The sequence below is a fragment of the Novipirellula methanifontis genome (assembly GCF_052161655.1).
Lineage (GTDB): Bacteria > Planctomycetota > Planctomycetia > Pirellulales > Pirellulaceae > Novipirellula.
The window spans coordinates 7,168,397-7,183,635 of sequence record NZ_CP197418.1; the positions used below are offsets into that span (position 1 = coordinate 7,168,397).

Annotated in this window: 11 protein-coding genes; 2 read left to right on the forward strand and 9 right to left on the reverse strand. The window is 54.7% G+C overall.

Annotation, left to right across the window (positions count from 1 at the left end; all coding sequences use genetic code 11):
• The 6 genes from SH528x_RS25995 to SH528x_RS26020 all read right to left on the reverse strand — a co-directional run bounded on the left by SH528x_RS25995 (window position 1) and on the right by SH528x_RS26020 (window position 8,935).
• The gene (locus SH528x_RS25995) at window positions 1–1,467 is read right to left on the reverse strand and encodes a TolC family protein (protein ID WP_442506359.1); all 1,467 of its coding nucleotides are present in this window, start codon (window positions 1,465–1,467) and stop codon (window positions 1–3) included.
• A gap of 101 nt (window positions 1,468–1,568) precedes the next feature.
• Window positions 1,569–2,030: a hypothetical protein gene (locus tag SH528x_RS26000; protein WP_442506360.1), complete on the reverse strand. Its 462-nt coding sequence runs from the start codon at window positions 2,028–2,030 to the stop codon at window positions 1,569–1,571.
• Window positions 2,031–2,286: 256 nt separating this feature from the next.
• A complete protein-coding gene (locus SH528x_RS26005) occupies window positions 2,287–2,964 on the reverse strand; it encodes a GNAT family N-acetyltransferase (RefSeq protein WP_442506361.1) in 678 nt (225 codons plus the stop codon).
• Complete coding sequence (locus tag SH528x_RS26010; protein WP_442506362.1) at window positions 2,961–3,248, reverse strand: hypothetical protein; 288 nt, start codon at window positions 3,246–3,248, stop codon at window positions 2,961–2,963. Before SH528x_RS26010 ends, SH528x_RS26005 begins: the two co-directional genes overlap by 4 nt.
• A gap of 190 nt (window positions 3,249–3,438) precedes the next feature.
• Complete coding sequence (locus SH528x_RS26015; protein WP_442506363.1) at window positions 3,439–4,827, reverse strand: hypothetical protein; 1,389 nt, start codon at window positions 4,825–4,827, stop codon at window positions 3,439–3,441.
• 382 nt (window positions 4,828–5,209) lie between these two features.
• A complete protein-coding gene (locus tag SH528x_RS26020) occupies window positions 5,210–8,935 on the reverse strand; it encodes an efflux RND transporter permease subunit (RefSeq protein ID WP_442506364.1) in 3,726 nt (1,241 codons plus the stop codon).
• Window positions 8,936–9,023: 88 nt separating this feature from the next.
• Here SH528x_RS26020 and SH528x_RS26025 point away from each other — a divergent pair, with 88 nt between their 5' ends.
• Complete coding sequence (locus tag SH528x_RS26025; RefSeq protein WP_442506365.1) at window positions 9,024–9,401, forward strand: four helix bundle protein; 378 nt, start codon at window positions 9,024–9,026, stop codon at window positions 9,399–9,401.
• Window positions 9,402–9,442: 41 nt separating this feature from the next.
• Here the strand turns inward: SH528x_RS26025 and SH528x_RS26030 are convergent, their stop codons facing one another.
• Both SH528x_RS26030 and SH528x_RS26035 read right to left on the reverse strand, forming a co-directional pair.
• Window positions 9,443–11,599, reverse strand: coding sequence for an efflux RND transporter periplasmic adaptor subunit (locus SH528x_RS26030; RefSeq protein WP_442512179.1), 2,157 nt, complete (start codon window positions 11,597–11,599; stop codon window positions 9,443–9,445).
• Between the two features lie 365 nt (window positions 11,600–11,964).
• Window positions 11,965–12,483 carry a membrane or secreted protein gene (locus SH528x_RS26035; RefSeq protein ID WP_442506366.1) on the reverse strand — a complete coding sequence of 173 codons (519 nt, stop codon included), beginning with the start codon at window positions 12,481–12,483 and terminating at the stop codon, window positions 11,965–11,967.
• Between the two features lie 189 nt (window positions 12,484–12,672).
• Between SH528x_RS26035 and SH528x_RS26040 the strand changes: the two genes are divergently transcribed.
• Window positions 12,673–14,310 (forward strand): TolC family protein, encoded by a 1,638-nt coding sequence (locus tag SH528x_RS26040; protein WP_442506367.1) that lies wholly within the window; start codon window positions 12,673–12,675, stop codon window positions 14,308–14,310.
• Between the two features lie 62 nt (window positions 14,311–14,372).
• On the opposite strand, the gene SH528x_RS26045 is transcribed toward SH528x_RS26040, so the two are convergent.
• Complete coding sequence (locus SH528x_RS26045; RefSeq protein WP_442506368.1) at window positions 14,373–14,954, reverse strand: RNA polymerase sigma factor; 582 nt, start codon at window positions 14,952–14,954, stop codon at window positions 14,373–14,375.
• Between the last annotated feature and the right edge of the window lie 285 nt (window positions 14,955–15,239).

The following is a 15,239-nucleotide window of genomic DNA, read 5'->3' on the forward strand; positions in this document are numbered from 1 at the left end:
TTACCTTGGTTTTGGAACCGCCGAAATATGTCCTGGAGGCTGAGGTCCGGTCGGTGCCATCAAGCCGCCGTGCAGCAAGTAGCCGGCGATCAATGTCTCGTTGGTCCGCCAGTTGATCAGATGATCGATATACTGGGCACGCATTTGGTAGTACTTGACTTGGCTTTCAAGTACCTGCGGCCAATCGACTCTGTCCTCTTTATACGCATCGAGTAGAACTTCGTATGCCATTCTCGATTCGGGCACGATGACGTCTTGATAGCTGCGAACGTTTTGAATCGCCATCAAGTAGGCTTGGTAAACCCTGGCCAGATCACGCTGTAGTATCAATTCAATGCGGTTGATTTCGGCTTGTTGACGAACGACATCCGATTCTGCTTGTCGGATGGTGCCTTGGTTCCAATCATACAGAGGAACTTCGATCGCCAAGCTAGTGTTATGCGTGTTCTCTTTTGCCTCAAAGTTTCGTCCGTAGCCGTAACTCACGACCAAGTCGGGAATCGGTTCCACGGTTTCTCGCTTGACCTTGATCTCATCCGCTTGCAGCTTCGCACGTGCGGCCAGTATTTGAGGGCTTTCGCTCAGTAGGCGATCTAACGCAATATCAAACTCGATCGGGTTAACTTGACCATCGAGGGTGCCGACCAAAGAAGCCGGTTGCATCCGAGTTCCGGCGATCGAGATCAACTCCCACCAACTTTGACGATAGTTGTTCTGAGCCATCATCAGGTCGAGACGAGATTTCTGCAGTAGCACGTTGGCGTCATGCATTGCGGCCCGCGTCGCTTGGCCGACATTGTAAAGCTCGCGGGACGTCACGACGGCATCTTCCGCATTCTTCAAAATATCTTCATGAATTTGGACCAATTCTTGACGGCCCAGTGCCATCCAGAAATGGATGCGAAGATCGTTCAGAACTTGATACTCTTGTTCAAGAGCACGCCATTGCGACGCCCGCGTTAGTTGCAGGAACTTGGCTCGGCTGAGTTGCAATTTCCGTCCGGTGACGATCCGTTGCGAAAACTCCGCTCCCTGCCATTCACCGGCCGTGCCATCAAGGCCCCATTGTTCGCCGACGTACCTGACGGTCGGATTGGGGACCAAACCGGCCTGAATTGCTTTGCCCAATTCGCCCTGAATTTGGGCCTGGGCTTGAGTCAGTGTTGGGTTTTGGCGGCAGGCCATCGCTTCCAGAGTTTGAAGCGTCAATGCCGTTTCTTCGCTGCCAATCATGCCCTGGACCAAAGACTCAGGAACAGGCGGGACCGGTGGCGGCTCGATAAATTTAGCACCAACGCGAGGCCGCAGTGCCTTGGGCGATGGGCCAGGCATCGGGTTGTGGGCATCGGGCCCATGACGCTCGACCTGCTGAGAATCAGTGATGGGTTGCTGGGCGACGACCGACGTTGTCGCGAGCAGTAAGGATGTCGATGCGAGAATGCGACCGGCGCGTCGTAAGGCGTGCATGATAAGATCCGTCTTTGTGCGTGAAGAACGGAGGCCATTCCGTTCGCGGCATTCATTGCCGAACTAAAGTCAAGTCTGGTTACAGAACAAATTCCGCCCAGCTATTTGATCGCTTCGGTGATCGTCTTCTTGCGAGTGATCATGCGAAAGGCATGCTGGTACCAATGTTGGGTCAACCCGTCGTTGATGGCGGGGTAGAGCGGCAGCACCGGATCGTCATCGCAGGGATTGGTGCCGTAGTAGAGACGTTTGCTACAACTGCTGAAATCGGGACCGGTGCACGACAGACTGGGTCGCGGATTGCATCCGCCGCTCGCCATCGGCAGCGGCTCGAATACAAACGGTCCACCGGTTGCGAGCGGCAAGATCCCACTGGGGTTGGTCACACTCGCTGGTTTGTCGGACATTTCCGGAGCGTCCAACGTCACGGGTTCAGGCAATCCCATTCGCCCTGATTCCATCCGCCCAATTTCGATCCCCCCTGTTTTTTGCGCTGAGGCATATGATCCGAAAAGTAAGACCGCGGAGCTGACCACGACCCAGCGTGAAATAGTTGGAAGCATGATTGGATCTCCGTCCCTGAAGGTAATTGCGACATCTGTTTAGCTATCGCCATTACGGGGAAGGGGTATACAGCCATGTCGACGCGAGACCGAGAATTGGCTGTCGTTTGCGCCGGATCGTAACGGTTATGCCGTCGGATAGGAACATTGAGAAAAAAGGCAGGGACGGCGTGGTTCTAAGTCGCGAACGAGCCGCAACGTTCGAAGACACCGCCCCCGCGTTTCTGTGGAATGACAGCACGCTCCTGCTGGGCAATTAAACCGTCTCTTCGATCATCTCAGTCTGTGGCTCACCCGCATAACGACCAATTTGAATTCCATTAGGAAGCGGTCGTGAGGGATACTTCGCCAACACAAAGTTACCAAGACCAAACAACATGCTGCGGCCAATCTCCTGAAACCCCATCCGCCGGACGCTACGTAATGCACGGTGGTTGGATCCTTCGGTGGTGAGCATCAATCGTGTAAAACCTTCCACCTTTAGTCGACTCGACAACTCCGAAACCATTACTCCGTACAATCGCCGACCGCGATATTCCGGCCTGACAACGACACTAAAGACGTACGCCATTCCATCGGGAAGACTAAGCGGCAACTGAGTCGCCAGATTTCCATCGTGATTGATCTCGCCCGGAATATTTCCCTTCGCCATCCAGATGGTCGAGACAAGCAGCTTGCCATCAAACACCGCGAACCCTCGTGCTAGATTTTTTTGAAGATAGCCAAGATGCTCTGGACCAAATTTCCTGGGATAGTCATTACGCAATGCAATGAGCTTCGCAGGCGACAGTTCAGTAAAGACCATCCCGCTGGGTAATTCGGTCACTGGCAGGTCGCTGATATCAGCGACAAAAAAGCAGCATATATTGGCAATCGCGACGCGACGCATGACCCTGTAAGGGAGGTAAACAATCCGAGAAATGATACGCATCATTCGCAGCAACCGCTGGAGCAACTATCACTCGAACCCACGCTTGGTCGCGCTGCTGTGCGTGTATCAGCAACCGTATAACTTGCTGCTGTTTCATAGTCCTGAGCAAAGTCAACATCCGTTTCATATTGGATGTTTGAGACCGCTTGAGCGACATAACTATCCATCGGCAATGGTTCTTGCTCGTTCGCGAGCCAAGGTAATCGCCCAGAAACACAGCCAGTGCTTGAGGCAAGAGAAAAAATAATCATGATCATCATCGCGGTCTTTTTTGCATTCGTTTTCATTTCGACATCCATGTCTTTGATGAGAATAAAAAGGCAGGGACGGCGTGGTTCTCGATTGCGAACGAGCCGCAACGTTCGAAGACACCGCCCCCGCGTTATTTAGTGGGGGAGTCTGGGAGTCTGGGAGTCTGGGAGTAAATCTCTCCCCTTCTCCCAGGCTCCCTCACTCCCAGACTCCCCAACTTTCTTCCTAGCGGAGCACAGGAGCTTGCACTCCTTGAGATTCCAAAACCGCCAACCACTTCGCTGGTTCGGCTGCAATTTTCTTGGCACAACCAGGGCAGCAGATGTAGATTGCTTTGCCAGCAGCATGAACTTTGAAAGGGCCTCCCATCGCATCGAGAGGTTCATCCATCACGGGACAAATCTTTTGTGCGGCAATGAACGGGGCGTCGTCAGCACTGACTTTAAAGATGCCTTCGCGAACTTGTTCCGTGCCCGCAGGGACACTCCCTGCGGAGTTTCCGCCGTCAACCATTGCCAAATACTTGGCTGGATCCGCGGTCACTTTCTTGATGCAACCTTTGCAACACAAGAAGATGGGTTTGTCGCCGACCAACACCTTGATCGGCGTTCCCATGCTGCCTAGCGGTTCGTCCATCACGGGACAATTCTTCTGCTGGGCAATCAACAGTGCATCGCCTTGCGTTGCCTCAGTGACGGAGATCTTCAAGTTCGAAGCACTTGTTCCCTCACTCCCAACTCCCGCACTCGCCTTTTGGTCTCCGTAGACCATCGCAAGGTATTTTGCAGGCTCGGCTTCGATTTTCTTGATACAGCCTTTGCAGCACAGATAGATCGGCTTGTCGCCGACCATCACTTTGATTGGAGTTCCCATGCCGCCCAGCGGCTCGTCCATCACGGGACAAACTTTCTGAGCAGCGATCGCAGCCGCGTCGGCGGCAGTCGAAGTACTTACTGTGATTTGTGGACGTCCCGCAGCGTACTTGGCGGGGTCAGCGTTGACGGCATTGACGCATCCACCGCAACACACGAATATTCGCTGTCCGTTGACATCGACGGCCACGGGGTCGCCCATGCTGCCAAGCGGTTTGCCACTGACAGGACAGATTTTCTGCCGCGCGATCGCGGCAGCGGCCAGTTGCATTTCGCTCGCGGGGACGGTCGCGACTTCGTTCAGGGCAATGGTTTGTCCTGGTGTCACCGAGACGCCGACCAGTTGAATGGCAACCTCGATTTGTCGGCCAGCGATTTGAGACAGATTGACCACTGCGGTCAGACCGCCCTTGCCATCAGGCAACAGGTCATAACGATATCGCTTAGCGTTTCCTTCGACTCGTAACGACGCCGCACCGCGTCCTTTGTTGACGGAGACCGGTTGGCCGCTTTTGTCATAGACGAACATTTGGATCCCGCCTTGGGAAACGATGGTTTCCAATTGCACGCCACCGGCCTGTTTCAAGGAACCGCCATGCGGTCCCGCGACGCCCTGCGAATTTCCAGCCGTAGCGGCTTGGCCTGGCATTGTGTGGCTGTGCCCAGCGTGATCGTGCTGGGCGTTGACCATCGTGGTCGTTGCGACGACAAACGCAGCGGTGAGTAAGATCTTGTAATTCATATTTAAGACTCCATAAAAGTATCGCGACCAATCCATTCGGCCGCTCGGTTCATCGATTGTGTGTTAGATGCAAGGTCGGTGCGATTTCTTCACCTTCCTGCAAAAAAAGTGTCGAGGATTTCCTCACTCCTCACTCCTCACTCCTCACTCCTCACTCCTCACTCCTCACTCCTCACTCCTCACTCCTCACTCCTCACTCCTCACTCCTCACTCCTCACTCCTCACTCCTCACTCCTCACTCCTCACTCCTCACTCCTCACTCCTCACTCCTCACTCCTCACTCCTCACTCCTCACTCCTCACTCCTCACTCCTCACTCCTCACTCCTCACTCCTCACTCCTCACTCCTCACTCCTCACTCCTCACTCCTCACTCCTCACTCCTCACTCCTCACTCTCTTCCCAGAGTTCATCTCGGAAACCGAATCGCATTTTTGTTTCCAGGTAAGCGCTGTAGAGCGTGGGCACGATGAAGGACGTGAACGGTTCCGCTAACATGCCTCCAAACACCGGAATCGCCATCGCGCGTGCCACATCGGCTCCGCGGCCCGTCGCGATCAGCACGGGGATCAACGCTGCCAATGTGGTCACCGTCGTCATCATGCAGGGACGAATGCGTTTCAATCCAGCTTCATAAACCGTGTCACGAATATCTTGTACGCTTCGAATCTTGCGTTTTTGCAGCAACTGATGGATGTAGGTGGCCATCACGACACCGTCGTCAACCGCCAGTCCGAACAGAGCAATAAACCCGACCCAGACAGCTGTGTTCAACTCAACCTCCATCCATGCCACCAAAACCATTCCTCCAGCAAAGGCGACAGGAATACCAGTGAAGACCGCCATCGCGATCGGCAAGTTCCGGAACTCGAAGTAGATCAAGAGCAGATTGATCAGGATCACGACAGGGATGATCCACATCAGCCGCAGGTTGGCTTCAATTTGATTTCGAAAACTACCAACGGCTTCAAGTGAATAACCCGTAGGTAGAACCAGAGTTGGAGTGGGGGAACTGGGGAGTGAGGAGTGAGGAGTGAGGAGACGAGAGTGAGGCTTCGCAAGTGAGGAGACATCGTTTGACAGTTCACCACTTTCTCCTTTCTCTTCACTCCTCACTCCCTTCTCCTCACTTGTTCCCTCACTCCCTTTCTGCGCCCGACGTAAGTGCTCTTCGATCGCAGCGATAGATTCCAGATCCCCCTTCTTCCCATTGGTCATGAACGAAACGTGTGCAACCAAACGCCCATTCTCGCTGTTGATCGCCCCTGGCCCCCAAGTAGTTTCCAGTGTGGCAAGTTCCTGCAACGGAACCACTGCGCCGCTGTGTGTCACGACGGGCAAGCGATTGAGTTGGTCGATCCGTTCTCGCAAACCACGGTTGTATCGCAGACGCACCGGATACCGTTCGCGTCCCTCGACGGTTTTGATCAGGTTCATCCCACCGAGCGCGGTTTCGATGACCTGGTTGACCATCGAAGCGCTCATGCCATAGCGAGACGCAGCGTCACGATCGACCGTGAATTCGATGTACGGTTTGCCTAACACGATGTCGGGATTGACGGTGCCTGCATTGATCAGCGGCGATTCTCTCAACGTGGCTGCGACGTCCATTGCAGCAGCGGCCAGCGTATCGAGTTCGTCGCCGTAAACGCGAATCGCCATCGGCGCTTTGATACCAGACTGCAGCATGACGACTCGGCCTTCGATTGGCTGCAAGGCTGCTGCCGGCGTAACACCAGGCAGAGTGGCGACCTTGTTGATTTCATCCCAGACGTCGCGAGCGGTGACGCCCTCGCGCCACTCGCTTTTCGGTTTCAGCATGACGTAGGTCTCGACCATCGACGCCGGTGCCGGATCAAGAGCCGATTCGACACGACCAATCTTGCCGAGAACATCTTTCACTTCTGGAATCTGGCCAATCAGTACGTCCTGCGTTTGCAGCACTTGCATCGCTTGCGAAAAACTGGCGGCTGGATAAAGCGTCGGCATGTAAAACCAACTGCCTTCGTCCAACGCAATCCAGTCATCGCTTTGCAACCCCGTGAAGATATGTTTTGCATCGACGTAACCAGGAAAGTCATTCAACTCGGCACCAAAAACACGCGCCACACGTTCAACGGGTTGCAGAACCGTTGGCATACCAAAATACGCTCCGACGCCGACAAACAGCAGGATCACGGGGAACGACAGAGCAAACGCCTTGTGATTCAGTGCATGCTTCAATCGTGCGGCATAAATCCAGTGCACGAAGCGACTGGACGGAATTTCTTCAATCGGCCGGATGCGTTCGCGAAGCAGTTGCCATCCGAAGACGAAGGCCAGCGCTGCCGCTACCACGGTGACGATCCAATGGTCGACACCGAAATGGTCCGCCAAATCATCGCCCCACATGAAGTGTGACGTTGCAGCAAGCAAACCCGCGAACGAAATCCCCGCCGCCAGTGCGGTTCGTTTCCGATAGTTCGCACTTTTCAAGAACAATCGGCTAAGGGCAGGCACAATCGTGACCGCCGTGATCATCGCCGCCGCAATCGCGAAGGTCTTTGTAAACGCCAGCGGCGAAAACAGGCGATAGTCGCGGCCGGTCAGAAAAAACACAGGCAGAAAACTAACAATCGTCGTCGCCACCGCAGTAACTACGGCTGGAGCGACTTCGATCGTCGCGTCATAGACGACTTCGCTCCGCGATCGAGTGGAGGAGGTGGGAGGTGGGAGTGCAGGAGAGGAAAGTGAGGAGTGAGGAGACGGGAGTGAGGAGACATCGTTCGAGGGCTCATCGCTCCGCTCCTTACTCTCCCTTCTCCTGACTCCCTTCTCCTCACTGCCTTCCTTCTCCCAGTCCGCCAAGTGCTGATAGATATTCTCCGAGACAATGATCCCCATGTCGACCATTGTGCCGATCGCAATCGCGATACCGGCCAGCGACATGATGTTGGAACCGACGCCCACGACGTGCATGGCGATGAACGACATCAGCACGGCAGCAGGCAAACAGATCGCAACCACAAAACTGCTACGGATATGCATCAGGAACAGCAGAATGATGATCGCTGTAATGATGATCTCGTCACGCAGGGCATGAGTCAGCGTGGCCATCGTTTCGTCGATCAAACCGCTGCGATCGTAAACACCATGAATTTTGACTCCCTTTAGCGACGGAGTGATCGCCGCGATCTTTTCCTTGACCCGATCGATCACGACTCGCGGATTTTCTCCGTACCGCATCACGACTACGCCACCGACTGCTTCCGCTCCGTTGTAATCCAGTGCACCACGGCGAAAGTCTGGACCAAGTTGCACGTTGGCGACGTCACTGACGCGAACGGGGACCCCACCGCGTTGCAGGATCACGGTGTCTTCGATGTCCGATATGGCTTTCTCTTTATCACCGTCAGTACCAAGGAAACCTTTGCCGCGAACGATGTACTCCATCCCCGTCGACTCGACGGTTTTGGCACCGACATCGACGTTGGACCCCTTAACCGCCAAGGCTAGCTTGTCCAGCGAAACGTTGTGAAATCGCAGTTTGTCCGGGTCAACTTCGATTTGATACTGGCGAACATAGCCGCCAATCGACGCCACCTCGCTAACGCCTTCGACGGCTTGCAGTTCGTATTTGACGACGAAGTCTTGCATGCTGCGAAGCTCCGCCAAACTCATGCCTTCTTTCGGCGGCTGGAGCGTGTAGTAGTAAATCTGCCCGAGTCCGGTGGCGTCTGGACCGAGCTGTGGCACTACCCCGTCAGGCAATTGCGATGCAGCGGAACCAAGTTGTTCCGATACACGGCTGCGTGCCCAGTAGAAGTCGATCTCGTCTTTGAACGTGACCTGCACAAAGCTGTAACCGAACATGCTCTTGCCGCGCACCGACTCGGCACCGGGCACGGCCAGCAACGAAACGCTCAGCGGGTACGTGACTTGGTCTTCAATGTCTTTGGGCGAACGACCCGGCCACGGAGTCAACACGATGACTTGGTTTTCGCCAACGTTAGGAATCGCATCGATAGGAACCGCTTTAAAAGCGAAGTACCCACCGACCGAAGCGCCGATCGTCAGCAGGATGACGAGCCAGGGTTCTTTGATGCAGAATTTGATGAGGAGATTAAGCATTGTTCCCCAGTGAGGAGTGAGGAGATGAGAGTGAGGAGATTTGATAAACTGCAGGCAGTCTCCTCAATTCCCTCAACAATGGACAACCATGATGAGTGTCATCAAAAGCCATCGTGATTTGCTCGTCTACCAAAAATCGTTCGCCGCCGCATGTGAGGTGTTTGAAATATCGAAACGCTTTCCACTTGAAGAAATGTATTCGCTGACCGACCAAGTGCGGCGGTCGGCACGAAGTGTATCCGCCAACTTGGCTGAAGCTTGGCGTAAACGCCGCTATGAAAAATATTTCCTTAGCACGCTGAACGTTGCTGAATCGGAAGCAGCTGAAACTCAAACCTGGATCGACTTCGCAGTCGCTCACGAATACATCACGCAAGAGATTGGTGAGGAACTCGATGAGCGATACGAAGAGGTGCTTCGAATGCTCGTCGCAATGATCAATCATCCGGAGAAGTGGGTTCTCTGAAAAAGTGATAATCGTGAAGTGAGAAGTAGGGAGATAAGGTTTCATCGCATGTCCCCCACCTGAATTCTCATTACTCCAATCTCCTCACTCCTCACTGCCGTCTCCTCACTGTCTTCACCACTCCCAGCTCCCAGCTCCCTCACTCCCATCTCCCTCACCAATTCACCGCACGTCAACATCTCACTGCCCCAGTACGGATTGGCTAGCTCACCGCCGGGCTGCATCCAGTCACCGCCGCCGCCAGGAACCATGGGGCAGTAGAAGTGAGTCAATCGCTTGGCCGTCTTGGGGCCTCGGGCCGTCGTTGCCGCTTTCAACATCGCATGGCTGACGCTGCGATACGCCTCGCGGGCGGTTTCCAATGAACCGTCCATCCGCGATGCCCCGCGACGTGCACTTGCGAATCGGAGCTGCGCATCATCAGGGACTTCGGAAAGCATTTCCAGCCTCGCCAGGGCGTCCAGCAGCGTGTTCAAGGCAACCGGTGGTGGCGTTTGGTCCGCTGCCATGGCAGCTTGAATTTCAAAGTAGGCATCGTAGGCACGATCGAATTGCTCACCTGGCTTGCCCGTCAACATCACCGGATCACCGACCGGTAACTGCAGCGGTCCCGGCGAATAGCTAGGCGCTTTACTGGGATCCATCAGTGACGGGTTACCAGCGAGCTGCATTTGCGAGTCGATCAGGAAGTTACCGTCTGTCGCCACCGTCTCACCCGGCGACATGCCTTCGACGATCACTGCATCGGTATCGTTCATGACTCCCACCGTGACACGGCGAATTTCAAATCGGCCCGGTTCGGTTTCGACGTAGATGACTCCGTGGTCACCCGTCAACAACACCGCATCGCGAGGCACTGTGACAACTTGCTGTTCCGGTTGCGGCTCGTCGGCGTAACCAAGTTGGTTTGTGGGAATCAGTGACATGCCACACAATGGGCAATCGCCCGGTTCGTCGCGAATCACTTGTGGATGCATCGGACTGATGTACTTGCCCGATAACGCGGGATCGTAGACCACGTCGGTCGGAATTGCCGGGACAGTGATGCGAGCCGTCGCGTAATCGCCCGGTCGTAGTTTGCCGTCGTAATTCATCACTTCCACGCGAACCTGAACCGTGCGAGTCGTCGGATCCACCGTGGGGTCGATGAATGCCACGCGGCCTGTAAAGACTTCGCCGGGCATCGACTGAATCTCGGCCTCGACTTGCTGGCCGAATCGAATCGACGCCGCGTCATCGGGGAACAAGTCGAGCATCATCCAAACGGATGTCAGGTCGGCAATACGATAAATCTTCTGGCCGGTTTTGACGTAGTCGCCTTCGACCGCGGCCTTTTCCAGAACCGTTCCTGTTTGAGGTGATTTGATGCGAATGCGAGACTGTGGCTTGCCACTCTTTTTCAAGTCCGCAATCTGACCATCAGTCATGCCAAGCTCGCCGAGGTTCTCCTCAGCCATCGCTTGCAAGTCGGAATTATTGAGACTGAATCGGCCAACTGATTTGCTTTCAAGGCTTGAGATGTACTCGGTTTGCGCTGAATAAAGCTTGGGACTGTAGATCAGCGCCAGGTCATCCCCTTCGCTTACCTTTACACCGACATAGTCCGCGTACAATTCTTCGAGGCGTCCATCGATGTAGGCCGAAATGGTCGAAAGGCGACTTTCATCAAAGTCGATCGAACCGATGGTGCGAATCGTGCGAGTCACTTCGCCGAGTTTGCTTTGGGCGGTTTGGATGCCGACCAAGCGACGAGCAGCCGACTCGATCGTGACAGAGATACCGTCGCCACCGCCACCGCCAGTCGCTTCGACTAATTCCATCGCGCACACCGGGCAACGACCCGGCTCGGTCGAAGGCGGCGTGCACTTCATTGGGCAGATGTATCGCTTTTCTTCGCCATCACCTGCCGCTGAAACCGCATTACCAACCCCAGCACCAGAGAACCCATCAGGCGTGATCCAGTCGAATCGCTGCGCGACACCGATCATGATCAGGACAAGTGCGGCGACAACCGTAACGGCACCGGCATTCGCACCGACACGAAGCAGCCAACCGAAACCGCCGAACTTTGCCTCACCGACCGGCGCAGTTGTCACGGGAGCTTGATGCGAGATCGCCTCCGCGGGCGATGAATCTACCGCTGATGTTTCGGTGGCATGCGAGGCTGCAACACTACCGCTAGAGTCACCGTTTTTCATTTCGCTGGACGACTGCGATGTCGGCGGTGACGAAGCCGTCGCTTCAACCTTGATATCGTTGTTTGGATTATCTTTTTTCATAATAGATGCATCCTTGTCACTCAGATTGACTTTGGGACTGCTCGATCAAGACGGCTGTGTTTGAAGTGAAAAGTTGTGACTGACCGACAACGAACCGCAGAGAATTCGTCGTCGAACATTCACGATCGTCCAAGCTGTGGCACTGTGGACGGATTGACTCTCTGGGTAGCGGAACTCGTGAAGAGTCGCGTGGATGTTCAGCGAACAATGAAAGTCTTGACGACTTCCGCTACGGCGTGGACGCGCATCGTAAAACGCGCATGAAACTGCCTAAGCAGACGTAATCACAGACGCCAAATACAGAGATGTATTTGAGAGAAGTGGGGCGGTGAGATCGACTCTTCACTACCGACGTTGCGTGGGACCCGTGGAACCGCATCGCCAAAGATCGTTGCCAAGTCCGCGAAACGAGCGGCAACTACATCGCGTTGCTGGATCGTCGGACGCATTGGCGACGAGTCACCAAGAGGTTGGCTTTCAATGCCGCACTGGCAACCTGACACCATTTCCGCTGTCGCCAACTCATTCATAACGACGGAATCAGCCGTGTTGATCACGATGACCTTCAGCGTCAGCGTCTCACTGAGAGCTGTGTCGTGATCAAATGCAGAGGATTCTGGCTCGGTCGATCCCATGCAACAACTGCCGCTGGCATGATCATCGGAGCCGCCACCGCAACAGCAACATTTCTCGGTCGACGTGGAAACTTCGCAGCATCCACAGCCATCACAAGTGAAGGTCGTTGCACAATTCGCCCCGCAGTCATTCGCAAATACCAACGCCATCCCCGGCTGAATCATCATTACGACGATCAGTGAAAGATTAACGACGGTACGAATTAAACGACAGCGAAACACTTTGACCTTCCGAAAAGGATACCTACGACCGGTATACGGAGTATATCGGAAATAGGGCTAGAGAGTTCAAGACGAATCTGTTCGATCGCCGAACTTTCCACGTGAAATAGGATAGCTGGACGGAGCCAGTTTGTCATGCAACCTCAACAAATCAATACGTTTTCGGGCAGTCGGAAGCGTAAAATGCTGGCTTTGTCCTTGATCGCAATTTCCGCAGGTGGCTGTGCCAGCGGGACCGCTCGCTTGGCACGGACCGAACATGCTGCTACCCCTCAGATGGCTGCTGCTGATGTCAAATCGAATGCCCTCGTTCAGCAAGAAGACGGCCGCAATGACGAATACCCCGCCGTTACGGTGGTTGGGTATGGTGAACAGACATCTTCAAGCGAGGTCGTGTTTGCCCAGCAGTTCGACCTGGATCCGCCCATTCTCGTCAACAGAAACGGGGATGAATTAGGTAACCAGAACCAAACTCTTGTAGAACTGCAGAGCGACGAAAATGACGGTGCAGAAGCGGGAGAGAGCGGAGAGCCTAATGCAGGGGAAACGGCCACCAGTGCTGTCGCCACGGCTGTGAACGGCCTACCGGTCGACTATTTCGTCAGCCAAGCTCTCGCCGCCCACCCCAGCATCCAAGCAGCTCGGCAGCGTGTTCAAGCAGAATACGAACGCATCCCACAAGTTACCGCACTGCCGGACCCACAGCTCAACAACACCTTCTGGCCGTTGCAAGACAACGCATTGCAAACCGCAGGCGGGCGGATCGCCAACCAGATGTCACTTCAACAAGGCATTCCGTACCCTGACAAGTTGCGAACCAAAGGCACGATCGTTAGCCGTGAAGCCCAGATGGCGCAGGCAGAGGTCCAGCGGATTGAGCGGCAGATCACTGAGTCCGTCCGATTGGCCTATTACGAAGTTTGGTACGCAACGCGAGCGATCCAGATCATCGAAGAGACACGTGATCTCGTTGACGATCTAACCAAGGTGGCAGAAGCCCGCTATCGATCGGGCGGCACCCAGCAGGACGTTCTTCGAGCACAACTCGAAACCGACCGACTCGATGACCAGCTCGTCCAGCTACGCAAGCAAAAACAAGTTTCTCAAGCCGATCTTGCCGCCCTCTTGCAGCAACCACTCTCGCTGATCCCCGAGGTGCTTGACGAACTCGGGCTAGCCGACGCTCCGATGCAGCTAGACGAGCTGATTGCACAAGCCGAACAGTGCAATCCGAATCTACAAGGTCTCGCGGCTGAAATACAGCGTGATCGTCAGAAGCAGCGGCTCGCATGTTTACAACAGTACCCGGACTTGATGGTGGGTCTGAACTGGGGCATTGTCAGCGACAAAAACAATGTGCTCAGCGGCGTTGCCGATGGCCACGACAATCTCAGCTTCACCGTGGGAACAACGCTTCCGATCTGGCGTGAAAAGATCAATGCGGGCGTTCGCGAGGCAAGTCGTCGGACTAGCAGCACGCAACAAAGGCTCGAGGCCGAACGAGACGAAATCTATGGCCGCTTGCGTCGCTTACTTGCTCAAGCCGATTCGCTGGTCGAACAAACCGACATTTACGAAAACCGCTTGGTGCCGCGAACGGAAGACACTTTGAAGCTGGCGATTGCCGATTACCGAGGCGAACGCACCGACTTCTTCACCCTGATCGAAACCTACCGCGAGTTGCTGATGTTCGAAACCCAGCTCGCCCGCATCAACGCAACGCTAGCGGGCACGATCGCTCAGATAGATCGCACGGTTGGTTGTCCCTATTAAAGAGTCTGGGAGTCTGGGAGTCTGGGAGTCTGGGAGTCTGGGAGCAAAACATCTCCCTATCCTTATTCCCACCCGAGTTGCAGCAATTTCTCTCGCAACTCAGCACGTGCGCGGTTCAATCGCGAACCGACCGTGCCCTCGGGGATGCCTACTGCCTCCGCGATCTCCCGGTATGACATTTCTTCTTGCTCTTTGAAAACTAACACTGCTCGCAATTCGGGATCGAGGTTCGACAGTGCAACGTCCAGCAACTCGGCTCTCTCTGACTCTTCTTGCGTGTCACGAGAGGAACTCGCAGGATCAATCAGCAACGCGTCAGTCGGATGCCTCGAGCGGGCACGGATAAACTGCAGTGCCTCGTTGCTCGCCAATCGATAAACCCATGTTTCCAGCGTCGAGCGGCCATCAAATCGATCGAGCTTGCGGAACAAGTGGATGAACACTTGCTGAGTCATGTCGTCCGCGTCTTGCGGTCCGACCATGCGGACCATCTGCGCGTAGACACGTTGGCTGCATCGTTCGTACAGTCTTTGCATCGCGTCCTGGTCATTCGCAATACATGCGGCAACCATCCGCTGCGTAGACTCGTGGTCAGCAGCGACGGTTCGATCGCCTGCGGAGCGGCTAACGTGCGAATTGTTCAAGCAAATGCCCCTCGATGTGCCGAATCACGACCAGATTGTAACCGCCAACAAATAGTGAGCTACGAACGTTGCTGAGTTGGGTCGTGCTATCGCATCCCGTCATTGTTTGTCAAAAACGCGGGGCAAGTCACCGAAAACATTCATAGTTCACTCATGAAATCGTTGCTTGTGGACCTGCGTACGCTCATCGGTCGTTCTGCTTTTTTGCCATCACGAATCCCAATCGTAACTTACCCCATATAGGTATCAAGGGTACGCTCTTGGTCGCATTGATCGCATTGTTCG